Annotated in this window: 14 protein-coding genes; 5 read left to right on the forward strand and 9 right to left on the reverse strand. The window is 44.4% G+C overall.

The annotated features are described in order from the left end of the window. Positions 1-9: 9 nt before the first annotated feature. Together D1155_RS10600 and D1155_RS10605 are read right to left on the reverse strand one after the other, a co-directional pair. Positions 10-1,428, reverse strand: coding sequence for a glycoside-pentoside-hexuronide (GPH):cation symporter (locus D1155_RS10600; protein ID WP_160202380.1), 1,419 nt, complete (start codon positions 1,426-1,428; stop codon positions 10-12). A gap of 19 nt (positions 1,429-1,447) precedes the next feature. Next, positions 1,448-2,890: a hypothetical protein gene (locus D1155_RS10605; protein WP_160202381.1), complete on the reverse strand. Its 1,443-nt coding sequence runs from the start codon at positions 2,888-2,890 to the stop codon at positions 1,448-1,450. A 207-nt stretch (positions 2,891-3,097) separates the two neighbouring features. On the opposite strand from D1155_RS10605, the gene D1155_RS10610 reads away from it, so the two are divergent. Then, positions 3,098-3,985: a LysR family transcriptional regulator gene (locus D1155_RS10610; RefSeq protein ID WP_160202382.1), complete on the forward strand. Its 888-nt coding sequence runs from the start codon at positions 3,098-3,100 to the stop codon at positions 3,983-3,985. A 66-nt stretch (positions 3,986-4,051) separates the two neighbouring features. On the opposite strand, the gene D1155_RS10615 is transcribed toward D1155_RS10610, so the two are convergent. Further along, the gene (locus tag D1155_RS10615) at positions 4,052-5,467 is read right to left on the reverse strand and encodes a Sapep family Mn(2+)-dependent dipeptidase (RefSeq protein WP_160202383.1); all 1,416 of its coding nucleotides are present in this window, start codon (positions 5,465-5,467) and stop codon (positions 4,052-4,054) included. A gap of 260 nt (positions 5,468-5,727) precedes the next feature. On the opposite strand from D1155_RS10615, the gene D1155_RS10620 reads away from it, so the two are divergent. Further along, a complete protein-coding gene (locus D1155_RS10620) occupies positions 5,728-6,165 on the forward strand; it encodes a winged helix-turn-helix transcriptional regulator (RefSeq protein ID WP_160202384.1) in 438 nt (145 codons plus the stop codon). Positions 6,166-6,200: 35 nt separating this feature from the next. After that, entirely contained in the window at positions 6,201-7,532 is a 1,332-nt protein-coding gene (locus D1155_RS10625; protein ID WP_160202385.1) for an MATE family efflux transporter, read from the forward strand. Between the two features lie 214 nt (positions 7,533-7,746). On the opposite strand, the gene D1155_RS10630 is transcribed toward D1155_RS10625, so the two are convergent. Further along, positions 7,747-9,480, reverse strand: coding sequence for an NADH-dependent [FeFe] hydrogenase, group A6 (locus D1155_RS10630; RefSeq protein ID WP_160202386.1), 1,734 nt, complete (start codon positions 9,478-9,480; stop codon positions 7,747-7,749). Further along, the gene (locus D1155_RS10635; protein ID WP_160202387.1) at positions 9,474-11,327 is read right to left on the reverse strand and encodes an NAD(P)-binding protein; all 1,854 of its coding nucleotides are present in this window, start codon (positions 11,325-11,327) and stop codon (positions 9,474-9,476) included. Before D1155_RS10635 ends, D1155_RS10630 begins: the two co-directional genes overlap by 7 nt. 624 nt (positions 11,328-11,951) lie before the next feature. Here D1155_RS10635 and D1155_RS10640 point away from each other — a divergent pair. After that, the gene (locus D1155_RS10640; protein ID WP_160202388.1) at positions 11,952-12,881 is read left to right on the forward strand and encodes an Rpn family recombination-promoting nuclease/putative transposase; all 930 of its coding nucleotides are present in this window, start codon (positions 11,952-11,954) and stop codon (positions 12,879-12,881) included. A gap of 225 nt (positions 12,882-13,106) precedes the next feature. Here D1155_RS10640 and D1155_RS10645 read toward each other — a convergent pair whose 3' ends face one another. From D1155_RS10645 to nuoE, 3 genes are read right to left on the reverse strand one after another with little or no spacing between them, the layout of a single operon-like run. Further along, positions 13,107-16,622 carry an FAD-dependent oxidoreductase gene (locus D1155_RS10645; RefSeq protein WP_160202389.1) on the reverse strand — a complete coding sequence of 1,172 codons (3,516 nt, stop codon included), beginning with the start codon at positions 16,620-16,622 and terminating at the stop codon, positions 13,107-13,109. Between the two features lie 15 nt (positions 16,623-16,637). Further along, complete coding sequence (locus D1155_RS10650) at positions 16,638-18,386, reverse strand: NADH-ubiquinone oxidoreductase-F iron-sulfur binding region domain-containing protein (RefSeq protein ID WP_160202390.1); 1,749 nt, start codon at positions 18,384-18,386, stop codon at positions 16,638-16,640. A gap of 11 nt (positions 18,387-18,397) precedes the next feature. Continuing rightward, positions 18,398-18,910 (reverse strand): NADH-quinone oxidoreductase subunit NuoE, encoded by a 513-nt coding sequence (gene nuoE, locus D1155_RS10655; RefSeq protein ID WP_160202391.1) that lies wholly within the window; start codon positions 18,908-18,910, stop codon positions 18,398-18,400. A 317-nt stretch (positions 18,911-19,227) separates the two neighbouring features. On the opposite strand from nuoE, the gene D1155_RS10660 reads away from it, so the two are divergent. Then, on the forward strand, positions 19,228-19,698 hold the full coding sequence (locus D1155_RS10660) for a hypothetical protein (RefSeq protein ID WP_160202392.1): 471 nt from the start codon (positions 19,228-19,230) through the stop codon (positions 19,696-19,698). Between the two features lie 108 nt (positions 19,699-19,806). Here the strand turns inward: D1155_RS10660 and D1155_RS10665 are convergent, their stop codons facing one another. Then, complete coding sequence (locus tag D1155_RS10665; RefSeq protein WP_160202393.1) at positions 19,807-20,994, reverse strand: M20 family metallopeptidase; 1,188 nt, start codon at positions 20,992-20,994, stop codon at positions 19,807-19,809. Between the last annotated feature and the right edge of the window lie 6 nt (positions 20,995-21,000).

Here is a 21,000-nt window from a genome sequence, read left to right on the forward strand (position 1 = left end):
TGCCTCCCATTATAAATTTGCTACTTTTCTCGCGTCAATTTCTGCCTGCATCTGCGGTACTTTCTTTTCGTATTTAATCAGAAGCAGTGCAAATACTAGTGCGATGGCAAAACCGATTGCCGGAAACAAAGTAGACTCATAGAACCAAAGGTTCAGCACACTTTGCTCCTGTGCTTGCGCCTGTGCCACATAAGGAACGGTCAGAAGCAGATAGCCTGCAATCGGTCCTCCCAGTGCCTGGCCAGTTTTATAGGATACAGAGAATCCGCTCATCAGAATCGCTTCGTTGTCCACGCCAGTCTTCCACTCGCCGTAGACCTTTGCGTCAAAGATGCAGAGAAGAATCGTACAGCCAACCAGACCAGTTCCCAAGTTTGCAATGATATTTCCTGCCAGCAGAATTGCAGTGGAACTGTCCTGCAGAATAAATCTCAGTGCGAATCCGATGATACTAAGCACACAACCGATAGCAGCAGTTCCTGCATTTCCGAACTTCTTGATAAAGAAGCCCAGGAAGATATATACGACTAGTGAAGCACCCAGGGAAATGGTGGATACCAGAGACATCAAAGGAATGTTTCCGATATTGTACTGGAAATACCATGTCATAACAGTAGAAGAAATTGAGGATGCCAGCATATCAACCAGGTATAAGCCGATGCAGAAAAGCCACGGCGTGTTCTTTGCCAGTGCCTTTAGTACACTGCCCATTGACGGCTGCTCAAGTTTCACTGCTTCTTGTACACCTGTTTCCTCTGCCAGATGCTCCAGCGGCTCATAACCTCTCGTTCCGATATATGCAAGCAGATTAGATAAAATAAATACAACGGCATAGATAATGCCTACCATCAGGAAGCCTCTCTGCATGTCTGCTCCTCCTTTGCCAAAATACAGAACCATCGGCATAGTAGCAGCAGGAACAACTATATTTGGAATCAGATTGATGATACCTTTAATCTGATTCAGTGATGCTCTTTCTACTGGGTCGCTTGTTAATCTTCCCATTAAAGTGTTTAGCGGAATCATCAGTGCTGTAGCAGTCATTCCCTGCAGTGTATATGTAACAGCAACCCATACGATTTTACCCGTTGCAGTCAGTTCCGGCATCATGAACGCCAGAGCAAAGATGATACCACCAGGCACTGACATATACTTAAGCCAAATTCTACATTTACCTTCTTTGGATTTGGTTCTGTCGACCAGCGCACCCATCATCGGGTCGTTGATGATGTCCCAAATCTTCGCCACTAAGATGATAGTCGATGCTACACCGCTGTTGATACCACATACCTCTGTATAGAAGTACATACCAAACGCCATGAGCATGATAACTGTGGTGGTCTTTGAAAATTCGCCCATGCAATAAAGGATTTTCACCTTCCAAGGTAACTTAACAGGTTCAATCTTTGTCAATATCTTCTGTTCCATTTTTATGTCCTTTCTTTTTCTATTTCTCGATAAATTCATGTAAATCCTTTGTCAGCATCTCATAGGATACATCGCCCACATACGCCATATGACCGGACGGATAATCCTTGATGATGACCTGTCCTTCCTCCTGCGCCATATGTGCAAAGCTATAGCGAGCGTTGCCCATCGGTGTACATAGATCATAAATGCCGTTGGCAACTAAAACTCGCAGCTTAGGATTTCTTCGGAGGGCTTCCTGCAAAGAAATAAATGGTGAACGTACAGCTTTGTAATCCCATTTCATGTTAGTGTCAAAGTTGATGGCTTTATATGCCCTGTCAAGATCAATGCCAAGAAGTTCTCTGCCTTCACCATTCATAATACCTGCATAATATGCCGTGTATTTTCCCATGGCACCGTCGTCTGCCACCGGATCTGGAATCTGAAGCCCGTGATATAAATCCATGGTGTAACGTCCATCGTAAAGACCGACCACTTTACCCAGCGATGTTTCCCCATATATCTTTGGAAATTCTGAGACTGTCAGTCTGATTCCATTTGCAAGGAACCAGCTTTTTGGTACGCCTGTAAAATAGGATAATTTTTCGATACAGGCTGTCATCTCTGCTTCCGGCAGACGATTTCCAAGATATAAAGCGCGCAGATAAGTGTCTGCCGCAAAAGTATAGCTTTCTTCTATAAATGCTTCCAGCGTGATGCCAGATACAGGCTGGTGATAATACCGTGTCGCTGCCAAAGTCGGCAGATTCAAAACGCTGTTTTCCATACTGCCTTCCGCCATCGGATTCAAAGAAGAATCCGCGGTCAAAACAGTACCCATAAGGATAATCCCATCTACGGCAATGCCTGTGCATGTTCTGTTTGGGAATGTTGGACCACCCATCAGTGCATTGGCAAGAACTGCTGCACGCTGTGTGCCGTAACTCTCACCCATGATATACTTCGGTGAATTCATTCGTTTGTATTTTGTCAGCCATTTTTCTATGACCAGCGCCATAGCCGCTGCGTCCTGGTCGATGCCAAAAAATTCAGGTGCAGCTGCCGGGTCGATTAACACCCCATATCCGCAGGTAACAGGATCCATGACTACGATATCACAGGTGTCAAGGAGACATCTGTCATTGTTGACCAGTGTATAAGGTCCGTTTTGCTGCGGATCTGTCGGATTTTCAAATTCAATTTTCTGCGGAGATAATAATCCCCAGTGCAGCCACAGTGCAGAAGAGCCCGGTCCGCCGTTAAAGGCGAACAGCACAGGTCTTTCCTCTGCCTCTTTATCAGTTACATCTGTTCTAAAATAGGAATAAGTAAATACGGAACCTTTCGGTGTGCCGGTTTCGTCAGTCAGGACGTTATCTTCAGAAATTACTTTATACGGAATTTCCTTTCCGGCTGTGCTCACCTTACCCTCTGCAAAAAAGCAAGCAGGTTCAAAAGGCTTTTGCTGCATCTTTAACATTTCGTTCCTCCATCGTTACAATAATAGCGAATCACTGCTGCACGGAATTTTGCCAGCTGTATCCACACAGCTTTTCACAACACATTCTTGTGATATGTTCAATAACATGTTACTTTAAGTAAATTTTACGACTTTTCTTGCGTTTTGTAAATTTATCGTTTATAATGGCTTCATTAAATAAATTAATGGCAGAAAGGAGCTTCTTCTATGATTGATATTCAGGATATCCTCTGCGTGCTGGAGGTCGCAAAGGAAAAGTGCATTACAAATGCTGCGGCAAACATGTTCCTGACCCAGTCCGCCGTTTCTCAGAAAATCGCCAGAACAGAAAAAGAACTGGGCATGACCCTTTTTGAGAGAACTAATCGCAGTGTAGAACTGACAGAAGATGGGATGGCTTTTGCAAAACAGGGTTCACATCTGGTAGAAGAATGGGAGCAGTTTCTTGCCGAAATGAAAAGACGTACACTAAAAAAAGAGCAGTTTTTAACAATTGGTATGCACGCTCTGTCAATCTACTCTGATTTGCCAGAACTGATTGCTGATTTTACTGCCGTATATCCAAACTGGAAAATAAACCTTTCCACCCATAGCGATAGTTTTAAGAGTATTCAAAACGGCAAAACCGATATTTTCTTCGTTTTTACAAATACAGAAAATCTTACAGACGAATGTGCCCTCTCTCAGATTTCGCTAAAAGAAGACACTTTATGTATTCTCCTTCATGAAGCAGATGTCCTTGCCAGCAAAGAGACGGTTGAAACAGAAGACTTAGCTGGATATCATCTAATTTCCTGGAATACGGAATTGATGGAATCCTTTCCAGAAGAACTAGGCATCACCCTCACAGTATGTGAAGACAGTTTCCTACCATCTTTGATTTCAAAGCCAGGCAGCTTTACCTTGACCCCAAAAAGCCGCTGCGAAAAAATCTTGCAGCAATACTCTAATCTACGTGCAGTGCCATTTAAGTCTAAAGGAATTATCCCTGTTCTCACCCTTTATTTGGTATATAATTCCAATAGAATCACAGCAGAAAATCACCCTTTCCTGCAGTATGCAGTAGACTACTATAAACAACAGGAAGAAAAATAATGTCATAAAAAACGGGAAAATCACAAGTAAGATTTTCCCGTTATTTCACATTAAGTAATTACATCCTTATTTACATAGATCAGCAATGGCTGTCGTAAACAACATGCCGCTTGTAAGCAGTTGGTCTACTTCCGCAAATTCATCCGGACCGTGCATTTTGTTATCTACACCCTGTTTTGCGCAACCGAAAGCAACGCCACCAGGAATGTCATGCACATAAGTGCCTCCGCCGATGGCGATACATTCGCCCTTTTCAGAAAACCAATCTTCGTAGTGTGCAAGAAGTATCTGAACCAGCGGCGTATCTGGAGATACATAATGTGGTGCACTGTAACTGGTTTCCACCTCAAATCCCGCATCTTCAAGGCGTTTGATAAAGTGATCGAAGTCTTTTTCGCTCACAGAAATAGGCGTTCGGCTGTCCACCTGCGCAAAGATTGTTCCATCTTCTTCAATGTTGAATATCGTAAAAGCAACAGATATTTCTCCCGATTCATCATCTTGATAATGAATCAGTGCGCCTTCCCCATGATTAAAGTCGTGCTGGAACATATGTTCCAGCTGACACAGCATTCCATAATCTTCCTTCGGCAGCTTGGCAAGAAGCTGCAGCATAGCTGTTGCCGCATTATTGCCGCTGTCCGGATCTGCTGCATGAGCTGATTTTCCCTTAAAGAAAAATTTCATTTCTTTCTCGTTTTCCGCAGTAAAATCTGTCTCCACGATTGTATCATTATATACTTCTAAAGCCATTAGACTCGCACTAGCTTCTGAAATACCAGACACAACTACTTCCGCTTCATCTGGAATTACATTGCTCTTGGTGCCGCATTTTGCATATTTAATTTTAACGCCACTGGCTGGTTCAGGTAATTTTCCGCTTATCTTTACACCAAAGTGTCCTTTTTCCAAGTTAATCAGAGGATAGTCCGCATCCGGCGAAAAAGTCATCTCTGCAGGGCTTGTCTTTGTCCAGTAGTAATCCAAATCAGAACTGCCGCATTCCTCATCGCAGCCTACCGTAACACGCACGCTCTCCCGAAGCGGAATCCCAAGCTCCTTGATTGCACGCAACGCATAAATTGCCGCCAGTGCAGGTCCTTTATCATCAGCAGTACCTCTTCCATAAACTCTGCCATCAACTTCCTTCATTACAAAAGGCTCAGTAACAGTCCAACCCTTACCTTCCGGCACCACATCTAGATGCGCCAGAATCTCCAGCTTCCGCTCTTTACTATCATTAAGCTGAATAATGCCAACATAGTTTTCCCAGTTTTCTGTGTAAAGGCCATAGCCTTCTGCCATTTCCAATGTTTTTGCAAGAGCTGCAGCAGGACCTTCACCGTAAGGCATGCCCTCTTTGGCTTCTGTTCTCTGGCTGTCGATAGCAATCATCTCAGCAAGATCATTTAAAAACTCCTCCCGATGTTCCTCAAAAAATGCCTTCACCTGCGGCATATAACTCTGTATCATCTGATCCATTTTTCTTATCCTTCTTTCTGTTGTGTTTACAGTATCATTCTATCATGACTTTGGGTGTTGTCAATAGGACTACTTACAAAACGCCTTTATTTTTTGTTATGAAATACAAATTTTCATCTTGCGGATTTCTCGTGCGATGATAAAAACTCTCTTGACATAAGTCCGATTTCGTACTATACTAGTTACTGTTGCAAAAGTCCGATATCGGACTTGTCTTGGTTTCACCATTCCGAATAAGCATCAATACAGGAGGTCATTTGATGAAAACAATTTTAAGTCCGGAATATCTGGAATTCAATCGTCTTTATAAAGAAGAATGTGATATCTATCGGGAAATCTCCCTGCGTCTTGGCGCTTCCAACAGTGCCATCAGTATTCTTTACGATTTGTGCCTGCTCGGGGGGGGCTGCACCCAAAAAGATATTTGCGAGAACTCTTTTCTCAGCAAGCAGACGGTTAATTCCGCCATCAGAAAACTGGAGGCTGACGGTTATATCTATTTGGAAAAAGGTCACGGCCGCAGCACTCACATCTATTTAACCGCATCTGGAGAAAAAATTGTCGAAGAAAAAATTCTGCCTGTTATGGAGATGGAAAATCGTGCTTTTTCAGCTCTTGGAGCTGACGGCATTCTGCTGAGCAAACTGATGACAGCCTATCTTGCTAACCTTCGTAGCCAGGTAGAACAATTGAAATAATATTTATCATATAAATTCAAAAGGAGGGATTTTACATGCGAATACAACTATCTGAACATTTTACATACAAAAAACTTTTTCTCTTTGTCCTGCCATCTATCGTCATGATGATTTTTACATCGGTCTACTCTATTGTGGACGGTCTTTTCGTATCCAATTTCGTAGGCAAGACTGCCTTCGCTGCAGTCAACTTGATTATGCCAATTTTCGGCGCACTCAGCGCTATCGGCTTTATGCTAGGTACCGGCGGCAGCGCTATCGTCGCAAAGACTCTTGGTGAAAAGAAACAGGAACTTGCCAATCAATACTTTTCCATGCTGATCTATGCTTTAATCGGCGGTGGTGTTACGATTTCATTGCTGGCACAAATCTTTGTCCGGCCGCTTTCCATTCTGCTAGGTGCAGAAGGCGAACTGCTGGAATACTGCGTACTTTACTTTCGCATCATGCTGATTTCACTGCCTTGTTTTATGCTGCAGTGCGCATTTCAGACCTTTTTTGTCGCTGCTGAAAAACAGAAGCTGGGACTGTATGTTTCCATCGTTTCCGGCGTAATCAACATGGTGTTCGATTTTCTGTTTATTGCTGTTTTCCATTGGGGCATTGCTGGTGCTGCCATCGCTACAGCGCTTGGTGAATTCTTTGGTGGAATTTTCCCAATCATTTACTTTGCAAGGAAAAATAACAGCCTGCTTCAACTGACACACACAAAACTATATCCAAAGGCACTCTTAAAAGCCTGCACCAACGGTTCTTCCGAACTTTTAAGCAGTCTTTCCTCCTCCCTTGTCGGTGCGCTTTACAACCTGCAGCTGTTGCGTTTTGCAGGAGAAAACGGTGTTGCTGCCTACGGCACAATTATGTATGTCAACTTCATCTTTGCTGCCATCTATCTGGGCTACAGTATGGGCTGCGCACCGATTGTCAGCTATAATTACGGCGCTGAAAATCATGCAGAACTAAAAAATCTATTTAAAAAAAGCACCCGCGCCATCATCTGCTGCGGTGTTGTACTGGTATGTCTGGCACAGCTTCTAGCCGTGCCGCTTGCTACCATCTTTGTTGGCTACGACAAGACTCTCTTTGAAATGACCTGTCAAGGATTCCGTATCTGCGCCATGTCATTTCTGATTTGCGGCATGAACATTTTCGGATCCTCTTTCTTTACTGCGCTGAACAATGGACCGCTCTCCGCGCTCATTTCGTTCCTCAGAACGCTAGTATTTCAGGTGTCCATTATCCTGACCTTACCACTTCTACTGGGACTTACCGGCATCTGGCTTTCTGGTATCACCGCAGAAATTCTTACCCTGGCGGTCACCGTCACCTGTCTCGCGCTCAATCGAAAAAAATACCATTATCTATAAATCTGTTTCCGCACCATTTTCTTTGAAAAACTAACCAATGGTGCGAGTTGAAATCAGTCCGAATAAAAAACTGCACCATTTCTATCGATTTAAGAAAAAATGGTGCAGATTTTATAATCGCCAAAAATCAAAGTGCACCATAATCGCAGTTTTATCCCAAAATGGTGCAGAAACAGCGAGGCTGCCCTAATAATATCAAGGCAGCCTACTTTAATTATCTGTTCATCTCTAAATCCCAATCTTCTAAATTGGTATGCAGCAGCTGATGTGCTCTATGGGAATTAGGCTCTCCCAGGAATTCCTCATAGGTAAGCTGCACAGCTGAATTTTCATGAGAAAATTTGAGATTTGAGAATTTGTCCAATCCATAGAGAATTTCTCCTCTGGCTTCTGCAAACTCATAGCCATCTTTGACCGGCTGTCCGCCTCCACCGACACAGCCACCAGGACATGCCATGATCTCAACAAAGTCATAATCAACTTCTCCCTGCTTTATCGCCTCCATCAGTTTACCGGTATTGCCTAGACCGCTGGCAACTGCCACTTTTACCTTCATGCCTTTGATTTCAAAGGTAGCTTCCTTCCAGCCGTCCATACCGCGAACGCTCTTAAAGCTGTCGACCTCCGGATTTTCTCCTGTTATAAGGAAATATGCACTTCGAAGAGCCGCTTCCATAACGCCGCCTGTAGCGCCGAAGATAACCCCTGCTCCAGATCCTTCTCCAAAGATTTCATCAAACTCTTCCTCTTTCAGGTCATGAGCCTGGATATTATCAGCACGAATCAGTCTGTCCATCTCTCTGGTGGTCAGTACTAAATCCACATCTTTTCCATGACCTGCATCATCCACCTGCGGCACGCCTTTTTCATATTTCTTGGAAAGACATGGCATAATAGACACTGAGAAAATTTTTTCCGGATCAATACCCAGCTTCTGCGCAATGTAGGTTTTCGCCATCGCCCCAAACATCTGCTGCGGTGATTTTGCCGTAGACAGATTCTTCACATATTCCGGATACTGGGTTTTGACAAACCGAACCCACCCCGGACAGCAAGAAGTAAACATCGGCCAGCTATACTGCTCCTTGTGGGTAAATCTCTCGATAAATTCGCTGCCCTCTTCCATAATTGTAAGGTCCGCGCTGTATGTAGTGTCAAAGATATAATCAAATCCAATTCTGCGCAATGCGCTGACCATTTTTCCGGTGGTCGCCTCTGTCTTGGAAATACCGATTCCCTCGCCCCAGGCAGTTCTCACCGCTGGCGCAATCTGTACCATGGTGATTTTCTCAGGATCTGCAAGAGCGTCTCTGAGAAGACGCAAATCATCCCTTTCTCTAAGCGCACCTACCGGGCAATGGGTAATGCACTGTCCGCAAAGAGCACAATCCGCTTCTGTTATCTTGCGATTATTGGATACCCCCACAGAAGCTCTATAGCCAGAACCATTAATGTCCCAGACATTCAATCCCTGCACTTTATCACAAATCTGTACACATCGCATACATTTCACACACTTGGATGCTTCACGAATCAGCGGCAATTCAAAATCCCATCTTGTCTTTTCATGTACATCTTTATAAGGCTGTTCAATAATGCCAAGGTCATTGGCAATCTTCTGCAAGGTACAGTTTCCGCTCTTGACGCACTGGACACATTTACAGTCATGATCTGAAAGAATCAATTCTACATTAATTCGTCTAACTTCTCTGACCTTTGGGCTGTTAGTCAGAATCTCAACACCCTCTTCTACTTCTGTATTACAAGCGGTGACCAGCTTTTCCATGCCGACTTTCTCGACCAGACAGACTCTGCAGGCGCCGATTTCATTGATATCTTTTAAATAACAGAGATGTGGAATTTTAATTCCTACTCTTGCAGCAGCATCTAAAATTGTAGTACCAGCAGGTACTGCAATTTGCTGCCCATCAATTTTTAACTTTACCATTTTTCTATTCTGCCTCCTCTAAATGAACCAAATCCGCAGGCGTCGCAGCGCAGACATCTTGATGATTCTGCCAGAGATTCCTCTCTGGTCATTGGAAGTTCTACTGCGCCAAAGTCGCCACCTCGTTCTGAAGCATATCGTTCTTTTAATTCAATTCTGCCTCTTGCCTTCTGATCCTGCACTGGCGGTACAGGAATGTCTATATCTACTGTAATCTCATGATTATATCCAAGGTAATTGTCAATATTGGCTGCTGCAACCTTACCAGCAGCTACAGCATTGATTACGGTCGACGGACCAGTTACGCAATCTCCTCCAGCATAAATGCCCTGCACTTTGTCTACAACGCTGGATTTCTCTGTTTTGATATTTCCTCTGAATACCGGCACCCCATACTGTTCAAAGAATGTAAAGTCTGTAGCTTGTCCGATGGCAGAAATAACAATATCGCACCGCATTTTTACTCTTGGCAGATCCGCTGCCACGGGTCTTGGTCTTCCGGACTTATCTGCCTCACCTGCAATCTGCGGCTGCACATAAAGCCCCTTAACATTGCCGTTCTTATCTACAATAATTTCAGACGGTGCCATTAATTCCATCAACTGACAGCCTTCAGCTACTGCACCGCCGATTTCATCAGGCAGTGCCGTCATGTCGTCCCGTCTCCTTCTGTAAACGATGCATACCTCACTGGCACCCAACCTCTTGGCTGTTCTGGCTACATCCATGGCAACATTTCCGCCGCCGACAATGATAACAGATTTTCCATTGAAGTCCGGCATTGCATCATCGCCAATACCTCGGAGCATCTCCACAGCAGGCACTACGCCCTTTGCGTATTCGCCCGGAATGCCCAGGTTCTTATGGTTGTGGGAACCGATGGACAAATACATAGCATCGTAGTTTTCTTTGATCTCCCTGATGGCTTCCTCGGACTCCACGTCAGAGTCTGTGCGGAATTCTACGCCAGTGGACGCGATGGCGTCGATATCCCACTGCAGTCTTTCTCTCGGCAAGCGATAGCTTGGAATCCCGTAACGAAGCATACCTCCAAGCTGGGCTCTTTTTTCAAATACTGTTACATCGTGACCCATGATGGATAAAAAATATGCTGCGGAAAGTCCTGACGGACCGCCGCCAACTACTGCAATCTTCTTTCCTGTGTGATCCATTTTCTCCGGAACCGGTACGCTTTTGGAGCAGTTGTCCACTGCAAAGCGCTTCAGGCCTCTGATATTAATCGGCGCATCAATGATATTTCTTCTGCACTTGTCCTCACAAGGGTGTTCACAAATCAACGCGCATACCGTTGGGAACGGATTATCTTTTCTGATAAGGCGTACCGCATCGTCATATCTTCCCGCATGAACAAGCGCTGTATAGCCGGGGACATCTACACCCGCCGGACAGGCTCCTCTGCATGGTACGGATTCTCTATGATTGATTACATTATCTGCACAGGCGTGGTTGAGAATATGAGACTCGTAGTCTTCTCTAAAGCCTTCCAAACCGCGCAGTACCATAGACGCTGCTTCAAAGCCAATGGCGCAATCCGCAGACACCTTGATGGCCTTTGCAGTTCTCTCAAGCGTGTCTAAAATGCTCAAATCCAAATTCGTGTCCATGGACAGAATATCTTCCAGCATATTCTGCAGCTGCCCAAGTCCTGTCCTGCATGGAACGCATTTGCCGCAGCTCTGTGCATGGCATAGCTTTAAAAACGCTGCCGCCATATCTACAGGACACTGACCTGCCGGACTTGCTGCAATTCTGCGCTCCAAATCTTTGTAAAGCCCTTCTACCGCTCTTTGGGCACGGTCCTTCGACTTCACGTAAAGTCTATCCATTCAAACTAACCTCCATTCATTTCCTTTTTGAAACCTAAATGCTCCAAAATATTACATGTTATATTATAGCATCCAGCTCAATTCTTGTCAAAGTATACAAAAAATATTAAAAAAGTTTATTTTTTAACACAAGTTTAGTTTTATAATCTAACATAAATTCAGAAATATCTTTTTTCGAAAACCGAACAAAATCCCCTTTCTTCTTTCATTTGCTAAAGGAATTTTCCACACCAAAAATCTGGCAGAAAATACACCACCAAACACCTTATGCACAATTATTTCCAAATTGTATACAATTTTTTCAACTTATTCATGTGGAAAACTTTACAGCTTGTACATTAGTGATTTCAATCATTTCACGTTTTTTAAAATTTGTCAACAAGGAAGTTATCCACATATTTTGTTCTTTATCCCGCTGCAGGTTGCTTCTACCCGCCGCTCCTAACTTGTCAGATATTTTTTGGAACAAAGCCGGGAATCTGTGATATAATATTATGGTACAAGGCGAGTTGGACCTTCTGCGATTTTCGCATCTGCCCTCTTGCCTTTTTCTATTTCTACATTTTATATTTTTTCGATGGGAACGGCTTTATCAGCCGTTCTTTTTATGTAAGGAGGTCAATTATGACAAAGAAAAAAACACCCAGCGCCCTTTGTAATCCGGTTATGTTCAGCACGGTCATGAAAGATGAGGAGCTATTCCGAGGTCTTCTCGCCCGCATCTTGCCGGAAAAAAGGGTTCGCAGGCTTCATCTTCACGACTACGAAGATGAAATTCAAATCTTTTCAGCGGAGACGATTCTCCACACTGAGCATTCCATTATGATTAATCCATACGCAAAATCAGTTCGTTTCGACGTCTTGTTTGAAGATGACGACACCTGGTTTGATGTGGAATGTCAAGCTGCCGATACCAAAGAACTTCCTCAGCGCAGTCGCTACTATCACGCTGTTGCAGCGGTCGATTCTCTTGCGCGTGGTCAGGAATATAGGGAGCTTAGACCGGGATATGTCATCTTTATCTGTTTATTTGATTTGCTTGGGCAAGATGAGCCTATCTACTCATTTCAAATGATTGACGATAAAAATCACTTGCATTTAGATGACGGTCAAGTTACAATATTTCTAAACAGTAAGTGCAGCAAAGACGATATTCCTTGCCAATTAAAAAATCTATTTCAGTATCTGGAAGAAGATATTGTGCCAAAGTCAGATTCATGGCTGCTGCGCCTGCAAAGCGCAGTGAAAACCATGGAAAACGAAAAGGAGGTGCGGAGCAGAATGACACTTTACGATGAATGGGTACGAACCGCCACCGCATTTGAAAAATGCAAGCAAATGCTGGAAGAATCTGAAAAGGCTCTGCAGGTTGTTGAAGCTAAAAGGCAGCAGGCTGAAGTCGAGAAAAAACAGGCTGAAGCTGAAAAAATGCAAGCCGAATCTGAGAAGAAACTGATAGAATACCTTCTGAACCAAGATCGGATCGAAGACCTTAGAAAGGCACTAAAGGATCCTGTCTATAAAGAGCAACTATTTGAGGAACTGAATAACTAATGAACAATAAAACACTGCTGTCCCAGCGTTCTTCTTTGGGACAGCAGTGTTTTTATCTTACTATTTTCTTTCAAAAGTTGCCGAAACAACCTTCGCTGCCTGGCGCCGCATCTAACTTTCGTTAGCGCGTTGCAGGCACGGCTTCCGCAGTAGTGCGATTCCAATCAAACTTCGCTTTCGCTTGTTTTCTTGGTCGCACCTCGCATGAGACGTTCCGCCAACCTCTTACGCGGTTGGGGATACGACTTCAGGTAATCTTTCATTCATGATGTTCATCAGGGCGTCAGTTGATGGCAATTCATCTACCATCTTTGCATCAGCCGCAGGGATAAACACAGGATTTACCGGAGCCAGCACGCCGCCCAGTACTTCACCGATTTCAGCATACTTATACAGCGGCAGCGTATCATCCATTTCCAGAGAAATATCTGATTCGTCTTCGAAGCCAAATTCTTCTTCGAACACGTTTGCGAGTTCTGCCGCAATTTCCCAGTTGTTTAAGTCAACATCTTCCACAATTGCAGCTTCAACTGGCAGCAGTCTTCTTTCAGTATTGGTGAAAGTGCCGTCTGTGCTTGCAAAGCCAGTGCCCGGAATAAATACATCTGCTTTCTTTGCAGTTTCAGTCATGTAAATATCGGAAACCATCAGGAATTCCAGCTCAGACAAGTCAAAACCTGCGGCAATCGGATCTTCACCGAAGATAACAAGACCTTTTACGCCTTCCATAGCTTCGGCTCCTGCACGAATGCCCATGTCCACAAGCCCCTGAGAGTTATTCTTTGGCTTCACTGCTAAGATACCGTCTCTAGGTTTTCCGATGTGACCGGACAGCTGCGCAATTTCAGCAACCAGGGCTGCTGCTTCATAGGACAGCACGTTCTGCTGGAAGACAATCATAGCCTTCTTTGCTTTTGCGTACATTTCAGCAACTACCTTAATTTCATCGCAAACTACAGCGTCTGCAACGGAAGCTGCAAATGCGTCAAAGCCTTCAGCATCGCTCTTCTTGCCCATGTCAATCAGAGCTTTTGCCAGACCCTTTAAGAAAGCAGTGCTGTTGTCTGTATCGATAACCTTTTCTGCAAAAGCATAAGAAGTCTGCGCTTCCGGTGTATTGATGGCAACTACCTTAGCGCCTGCTTCAGCAGCCTGCTTGATCTTGTTCCAGATTACAGGATTGTTCTTCTTGATGAAACCAGGTACCAGAATCACTTCTGTGGACAGAAGTTCATCGATGGTATTTGGAGAAGCATCCAGCCCCAGTACATCATCCAGCGCATTCTTTCTGGTGTTGAAACAGAAAGTCTTAGCGCCTGCAATACGTGCAAACTTTTTCATTGCGTATGCTTCTTCGTTGGTGTATCTGTCAGAAATCGCAACTGCGATAGAATCAGCCCCGTTTCTAACCTTTACTGCTTCCAGTTTCTTGGCTGCCATCACAATAGCTTCATGATAATCAGTCATGCGGAAGTCATCGCCGTCTTTTACAAGCGGATCCACTTCCTTATCTTCTAATACAGCCACATCAAAGCCCCACTTGCCTTTTCCGCAGCAGATGCCGGCATTGACATAACCTTCCTTAGAAGGATTTGCCTTAATCAGCATATCGCCATAGGATTCTAAATCTAAAGTACAGCCGACAGAGCAGAATGCACAAGTTGTTTCTGTAATTTCAGCATCGAGAGGAACTTCCTTCTGTACAGTCTGTCTTTCCTGCAGTGCGCCTACCGGGCAAACGCTGACACACTGACCGCAGGATTCACAGCCGGACTCAGCCAACGGTTTTTCCAGGTTCGGTTTTACAACAGTATCAAAACCACGCTGTACAAGACCCAGTGCACCTACGCCCATTACCTCGTCGCAGACTCTTACGCAAAGTCCGCAAAGGATACACTTGTTCGGATCTCTCACGATGAACGGATGATCATCGGTAAACTCGATCATGTTCTTGTCTCCTGCAAATCTTTCAGGTTCTACATCGTATTCGTTTGCGTAGTCAATCAGCTTACATTCGAAGTAGTCGTGACAGCCGCATTCCAGACATCTGGAAGCCTCTGCCAGCGCTTGATCTTCAGTTAATCCGTCAAAGATTACTTCTGAGAAGTTATCCTTTCTTTCTGCAGCAGTCAGCTGATCAGCTTTCTCTCTACAGAGTCTTTCCCTATCTTCAAAAGTCTCTTCAGTTATATCATCTCTTTCTACAAAGAACGGTTTTTCATAGCTTACAGCTTCGCCGTTCAAGTAGGAGTCGATAACAACTGCAGCTTTACCAGCATCAGCAATAGCTTCTACTGCGATGGAGATCTTGTCATTACCGCAGTCACCGCCTGCAAATACGCCAGGAATGCTGGTCATGAAGGTGTCAGGATCGTATGCGATAGCATTCTTTCTAGTCTTATCTACATCGAAAGCGCTCGCATCTACTGCCTGACCAATTGCCAGAATTACAGTATCTACATCGATGGTTTCCGTTTTGCCCTCTACCGGAATCGGCTTTCTTCTGCCGGAAGCGTCAGGCTCACCCAGTTCCATTACCTGCAGTACCATCTGTTTTACATGACCCTTTTCATCTTTGATGATTTCCAGTGGGTTGGTCAGGTTCTTAAAGATTACGCCTTCCTCTTCACCCTCTTCAATCTCAATTCTGTCAGCAGGCATTTCGTCCTTGGTTCTTCTGTAAATGTTATAAACTTCTTTAGCACCCAGTCTTACAGCAGTTCTGCAAGCGTCCATTGCAGTGTTACCGCCGCCGACGATGGCAACCTTTTCACCGAAGTCGATGTGCTGATTTCTAACAACCTTTCTCAGGAAGTCGATACCGCCGATGACGCCGTCAGCGTCTTCTCCCGGACAGCCAACGCCGGTGGATACCCATGCGCCGATACCAAGAAGCACTGCATCGTAGTCTTCTCTGATTGTATCAAAGGATAAATCTTCACCGACTTTGCAGTTCGGTACGATTTCAACGCCCATGGATTCGATGATTTCAATTTCTGCATCTAGTACTTCCTTCGGCAGTCTGTATTCAGGAATACCGTAGCGAAGCATACCACCCAGCTTCGGCATTGCGTCGAAGATAGTTACTTCGTGCCCCTTCTGTCTCAGGAAATATGCTGCGGAAAGACCCATCGGGCCGCCGCCGATAATGGCTACGGATTTGCCAGTTTCATCTTCGATTTCAGGAACAAATACAACATCCTCCATCATGTCGTAATCAGCAGCAAAGCGCTTCAGGGCAGCAATGCTAATCGGTTCATCTACAAGACCCCTTCTGCAAGCGTCTTCACAAGGGTGCGGACATACACGGCCGATGGAAGCAGGAAGCGGAATTCTATCCTTAATCAGCTCGTTTGCAGCTTCAAATTCGCCGTTTGCAATCAGACCCACATACCCCTGACAGTCAGTTCCTGCAGGACATGCCTGTGCACAAGGCGCTTTGCAGTCACCGTTATGGTTGGAAATCAAAAGCTCCAGGTTAGTCTTTCTGGACTCTACGACTCTGTCTGTATTTGTCATTACTACCATGCCAGGAGCAACTGTAGTTGCGCAAGCCTTGCAGAGTTTAGGGTTTCCTTCTACTTCTACAACACAAAGTCCGCAAGCTCCGTAAATGGTAGTTCTTTCATCATAGCAAAGAGTAGGGATAAAAATATCATTATCTCTGGCCACTTCTAAAATGGTCTGTCCAGGAAGTCCAAATACTTCTTTGCCATCAATATTCATTCTGAATTTATTCATGTGTATTCCTCCTCCCTACTTTTTCTCAATAGCGCCAAACTTACAGGATTCTGCACACTTGCCGCACTTGATACACTTAGTCTGGTCAATAACATGCTGACCCTTTACTTCTCCGCTAATCGCGTCGACAGGACACTTCTTTGAGCAGAGGGTACATCCCTTACATGCGTCAGTGATTTCGAAAGAAATCAGTTCCTTACATGCTTTAGCGGTACACTTTTTATTGTAAATATGGTCTTCATATTCGTTTCTGAAATATTTGATGGTAGTCAGAACTGGGTTCGGCGCTGTTTGACCCAGACCGCACATTGCGCCGTCTTTAATCTTAGCTGCCAGTTCTTCCAGCAGTTCAATATCTCCGTCTTTACCTTCGCCGACAGTGATTCTTTCTAAGATTTCCAGCATTCTCTTGGTACCGATTCTGCAGTAATTACATTTTCCGCAGGATTCTTTCTTTGTAAAGTCGAGGAAGTATCTTGCCATGTCTACCATGCAGGTGTCTTCGTCCATAACGATCATACCGCCGGAACCTACGATGGCGCCAGTCTTGTTGATGTCTTCGTATGTAACCGGAGTGTCAATCAAATCAGCCGGAATACAGCCGCCGGAAGGTCCGCCCATCTGAACAGCCTTAAACTGCTTATCCTGTTTGATACCGCCGCCGATACCAAAGATAACGTCTTTCAGAGGAAGACCCATTGGAACTTCCACAAGTCCGCCCTTCTTAATCTTACCAGCAAGAGCGAATACCTTAGTTCCCTTGGACTGCTCTGTACCCATCGCCCCAAAGGCTGCTCCGCCGTTTGCGATAATCCATGGCACGTTAGCGAAGGTTTCTACATTGTTGATGTTGGTCGGCTGCTGCCAGTACCCCTTTGCTGCAGGGAAAGGAGGTTTCAGTCTAGGCATACCTCTCTCACCTTCCAGGGAGGCGATTAGCGCAGTTTCTTCACCACAGACAAATGCGCCGGCGCCAGCTTTGATTCTGAGGTCAAAGTCATAGCCAGATCCAAAGATATCCTTACCCAGGAATCCCTTTTCTCTTGCCTGTTCCATGGCGTTTTCCAGTCTCTTAATCGCCAGCGGATACTCAGCACGACAGTAGATAATACCCTCGGTAGCGCCCATAGCAAAACCGCCGATAATCATACCTTCAATCAGTGCGTGCGGGTCGCCTTCCAGGACAGATCTGTCCATGAATGCACCTGGATCACCTTCGTCAGCATTACATACGATGTATTTGTTCTTTCCAGGGTTTCCTTTTGCCGCATTCCACTTGAACCAAGTTGGGAATCCTGCGCCGCCTCTGCCTCTGAGACCGGAAACCTTGATTTCTTCGATAACTTCATCCTGGGTCATGGAAGTAACAACCTTTTTTGTTGCTTCGTAGCCGCCTACTGCCAGATATTCGTCAATCTTTTCAGGATTGATGAGACCACAGTGTCTGAGAACGACTCTCTTCTGTTTTTCGAGGAACTGTTCATCCTCAGCAGAAATAGCGTATTCTTCAACAGGCTTTCCACCTTTTAAATGCTCTTCTACAATCTTTTCGACTTTCTCAGGCTGTACCTTGACATATCTGGTCATTTTACCAGCATCATCATAAACATCTACAATCGGTTCCAGATAACAAGTACCAACGCAGCCAGTAAAATCGATATCTACGTTTACGCCCTGCTTTGCAATCTGGGCTTCAAATTCAGCTTGGGTTTTCTTTGCACCTGTGGCAATACCGCAGCTGCCCTGTCCAATAATTACTTTCACACTCGCACCTCCTAAGCTCTTTCTTTGATTTCAGCCAGAATCTGCACTACTTTATCCTTGGTAAGATTTCCGTAGGTTTCATCTCCGTCAGCGCTCTGAATCATCATGACCGGTGCTAAAGAGCAGCAGCCAAGACAGGCTACATTGTTCAGAGTGAAGATACCGTCTTCGGTAGTTTCTCCATCCTGAATGCCTAAATATTCGCAAACTGCTTCTTCAATCATTTCAGAACCGTTTACGTGGCAAGCTGTACCTTGGCACAGCATAATCAGATTCTTGCCAATCGGCTGTAATCTGAACTGTGCGTAGAATGTAGCTACGCCGTAAATCTTTGCCGGTTTAATGCCGGTCGCCTCTGAAATGTGATTAATTGCATCGATGGAAAGATATCCATAAATATCCTGGGTCTTCTGTAAAATTGTAATCAGACTGCCAGGAACTTTGGCGTACTTGTCTAAAACCGGCTGCAGTTCTTTAAACTGCGCGCTTCGACTTCCGCCGCAGCAACAACATTTTTCACTCATTTTGTGTTTCCTCCTGTTTCCATGAATTGTTAAAACAAGCGTACCTTTGCAAAGCTACAAAGGTGGTTCCCCATTTTTGAAACTATAGCTTTCATTATACTTTTTTTTTGAGTGGAATGCAATGGGTTCGGAATTTATTTATTAATTAACAGAAAATTGTTTGTATTTTCACAAACAAGCGGCAGTTCCTGCTAATAGATTAATTCATGGGTACATTCAGTCATCTTCTCTATCTTATGAAACATTATCATTTTTAGTAATGGCATCATAACTTCTATTAATTTTCATATTATTCAAAAATATGTTATAATTTTTCTATGAAAAAAGTAAAACACAAGACACTTTCTGCTTCGTTCATCGTTGCAACAATCAGCATACTTTTAGTACAAATTCTGTTTTTCAGCGTACTGTATTTTTATAGGAATGAGTATGTCCTGCCAGAGCCGCAGCTTCGCAGAATTTCATACGCAGAGTGGAACTTCTATGTTGCACAGCCAAGTACAAATATCTACGATTCCACACTGCTTCAAATATGCGCTTTTAGACCGTATTTGACCCTGACCATGTGGATATTCAATGCTTTTCATATCAAAACCTGCAAAATCGGGTTATTCATTAAGGGGCTGCTCTTTCTAATTTCAATTTTGGCACTCGTTATACCTGCTTTGCTGATGAACTTTTATGTAACGCACTGCACCCTGCCGATGACACTAGTAACACTAGAAATGCTTTCTTTGCTTCTCTCTGTCATATTGATTATCAAGGCAAGAGTGAATCCTGCTTCATAAGAGGCTGAGGCGGCTGCCTATTTCAGATAAAAAAACCTACGCTTCATATTAAACAGTTTCTGTAAAATATGAAATGTAGGTTTTTTCTCTTTTCCTGCAAAGCTATGATTATTTTCCGCACATGGACATCGCAACAGCAGCAAAGATTTCCACTCCATAAAGAAGCGCATCTTCATTGATATTTAGAATCGGGCTGTGCAGTGTCCCCGTTTCCTGTCCCTCCTGCGCGCAGCCAAGCATAAACATTACGCCGGGTATCTCTTCCTGATAATAGGCAAAATCCTCTGAACCCAAATGCGGTCTTTCAATTTGATAGACATCTTCTTTCTTTTCTAAAACCTGTTCTGCTGCATCAATAACCATTTTAGTAAGCCTTCCGTCATTATTTACCGATGGAAACCCCGGTATAAATTCAATTTCGCCCTGCCCGCCGAAAGCCTTTGCTGTATGTTCTACAAGCTCTTCCATACGAGCACGAATTTTCATCTTGTCACCCTTTTCCACGCAGCGTATCATACCCTTCATTTCTACAGTATCAGGAATTACATTGATTGCTTCTCCGCCCTGTATTTGACAAATAGAAAAGGTTGCAACCTGAAAAGGCCCCACATTGCTGCTAAGAATCGAATCCAGTGCAGTCACTACATGAGAAGCCACAACTACTGCATTTACTCCCATTTCGGGCTCTGATGAATGTGCGCTTCTTCCATGAATTCTAATTAAAAACTCATCATCTGTTGCTGATAGATGACCCGCTTTAATTCCGATTGTTCCGCAAGGCAGATCCGGCATCATATGAAGACCAAAAATCCCTTCGATATCCGGCTTTTTCAGTGCTCCGTCGTTAATGACACACTTAGCGCCGCCATTTGCCTCTTCGCCCGGTTGAAATATAAATCTGATGGTTCCCCGGATTGCAGACTGCATCTGAGAGAGCAGCAGTGCCGTGCCTAAAAGAACCGCCATATGCCCGTCATGACCGCAGCCATGCATCAGCCCTGCCTTTTCCGACTCAAAAGGAAGTCCGGTTTCCTCCAATATCGGAAGGGCGTCCATATCGGCACGAAAAGCAATCGCAGGACCTTTCCCGCCGCCTTGCAAATCTGCAATAATCCCCGTTCCTCCAATATTTTTCTGCACCTGATATCCCATATCGGAAAGTGCTGCCGCAATATAATCAGATGTATCAAACTCTTCAAAGGAAAGCTCTGGATGGCGGTGAAAATTCCGTCTCCAAGCAACCACCTTTTCGTGATTCTGTTTTGAAAGCTTTTCTATCTCTTTTAAATACCTCATCTGTTT

This window comes from Anaerotruncus sp. 80, from assembly GCF_009936115.1.
Taxonomy (GTDB): domain Bacteria; phylum Bacillota; class Clostridia; order Peptostreptococcales; family Anaerovoracaceae; genus Senimuribacter; species Senimuribacter intestinalis.

Coding starts and splice junctions, on each gene's coding strand:
- D1155_RS10600 (WP_160202380.1), bottom strand. CDS start 1,428: ATGGAACAGAAGATATTGACAAAGATTGAACCTGTTAAGTTACCTTGG.
- D1155_RS10605 (WP_160202381.1), bottom strand. CDS start 2,890: ATGTTAAAGATGCAGCAAAAGCCTTTTGAACCTGCTTGCTTTTTTGCA.
- D1155_RS10610 (WP_160202382.1), top strand. CDS start 3,098: ATGATTGATATTCAGGATATCCTCTGCGTGCTGGAGGTCGCAAAGGAA.
- D1155_RS10615 (WP_160202383.1), bottom strand. CDS start 5,467: ATGGATCAGATGATACAGAGTTATATGCCGCAGGTGAAGGCATTTTTT.
- D1155_RS10620 (WP_160202384.1), top strand. CDS start 5,728: ATGAAAACAATTTTAAGTCCGGAATATCTGGAATTCAATCGTCTTTAT.
- D1155_RS10625 (WP_160202385.1), top strand. CDS start 6,201: ATGCGAATACAACTATCTGAACATTTTACATACAAAAAACTTTTTCTC.
- D1155_RS10630 (WP_160202386.1), bottom strand. CDS start 9,480: ATGGTAAAGTTAAAAATTGATGGGCAGCAAATTGCAGTACCTGCTGGT.
- D1155_RS10635 (WP_160202387.1), bottom strand. CDS start 11,327: ATGGATAGACTTTACGTGAAGTCGAAGGACCGTGCCCAAAGAGCGGTA.
- D1155_RS10640 (WP_160202388.1), top strand. CDS start 11,952: ATGACAAAGAAAAAAACACCCAGCGCCCTTTGTAATCCGGTTATGTTC.
- D1155_RS10645 (WP_160202389.1), bottom strand. CDS start 16,622: ATGAATAAATTCAGAATGAATATTGATGGCAAAGAAGTATTTGGACTT.
- nuoE (WP_160202391.1), bottom strand. CDS start 18,910: ATGAGTGAAAAATGTTGTTGCTGCGGCGGAAGTCGAAGCGCGCAGTTT.
- D1155_RS10660 (WP_160202392.1), top strand. CDS start 19,228: ATGAAAAAAGTAAAACACAAGACACTTTCTGCTTCGTTCATCGTTGCA.
- D1155_RS10665 (WP_160202393.1), bottom strand. CDS start 20,994: ATGAGGTATTTAAAAGAGATAGAAAAGCTTTCAAAACAGAATCACGAA.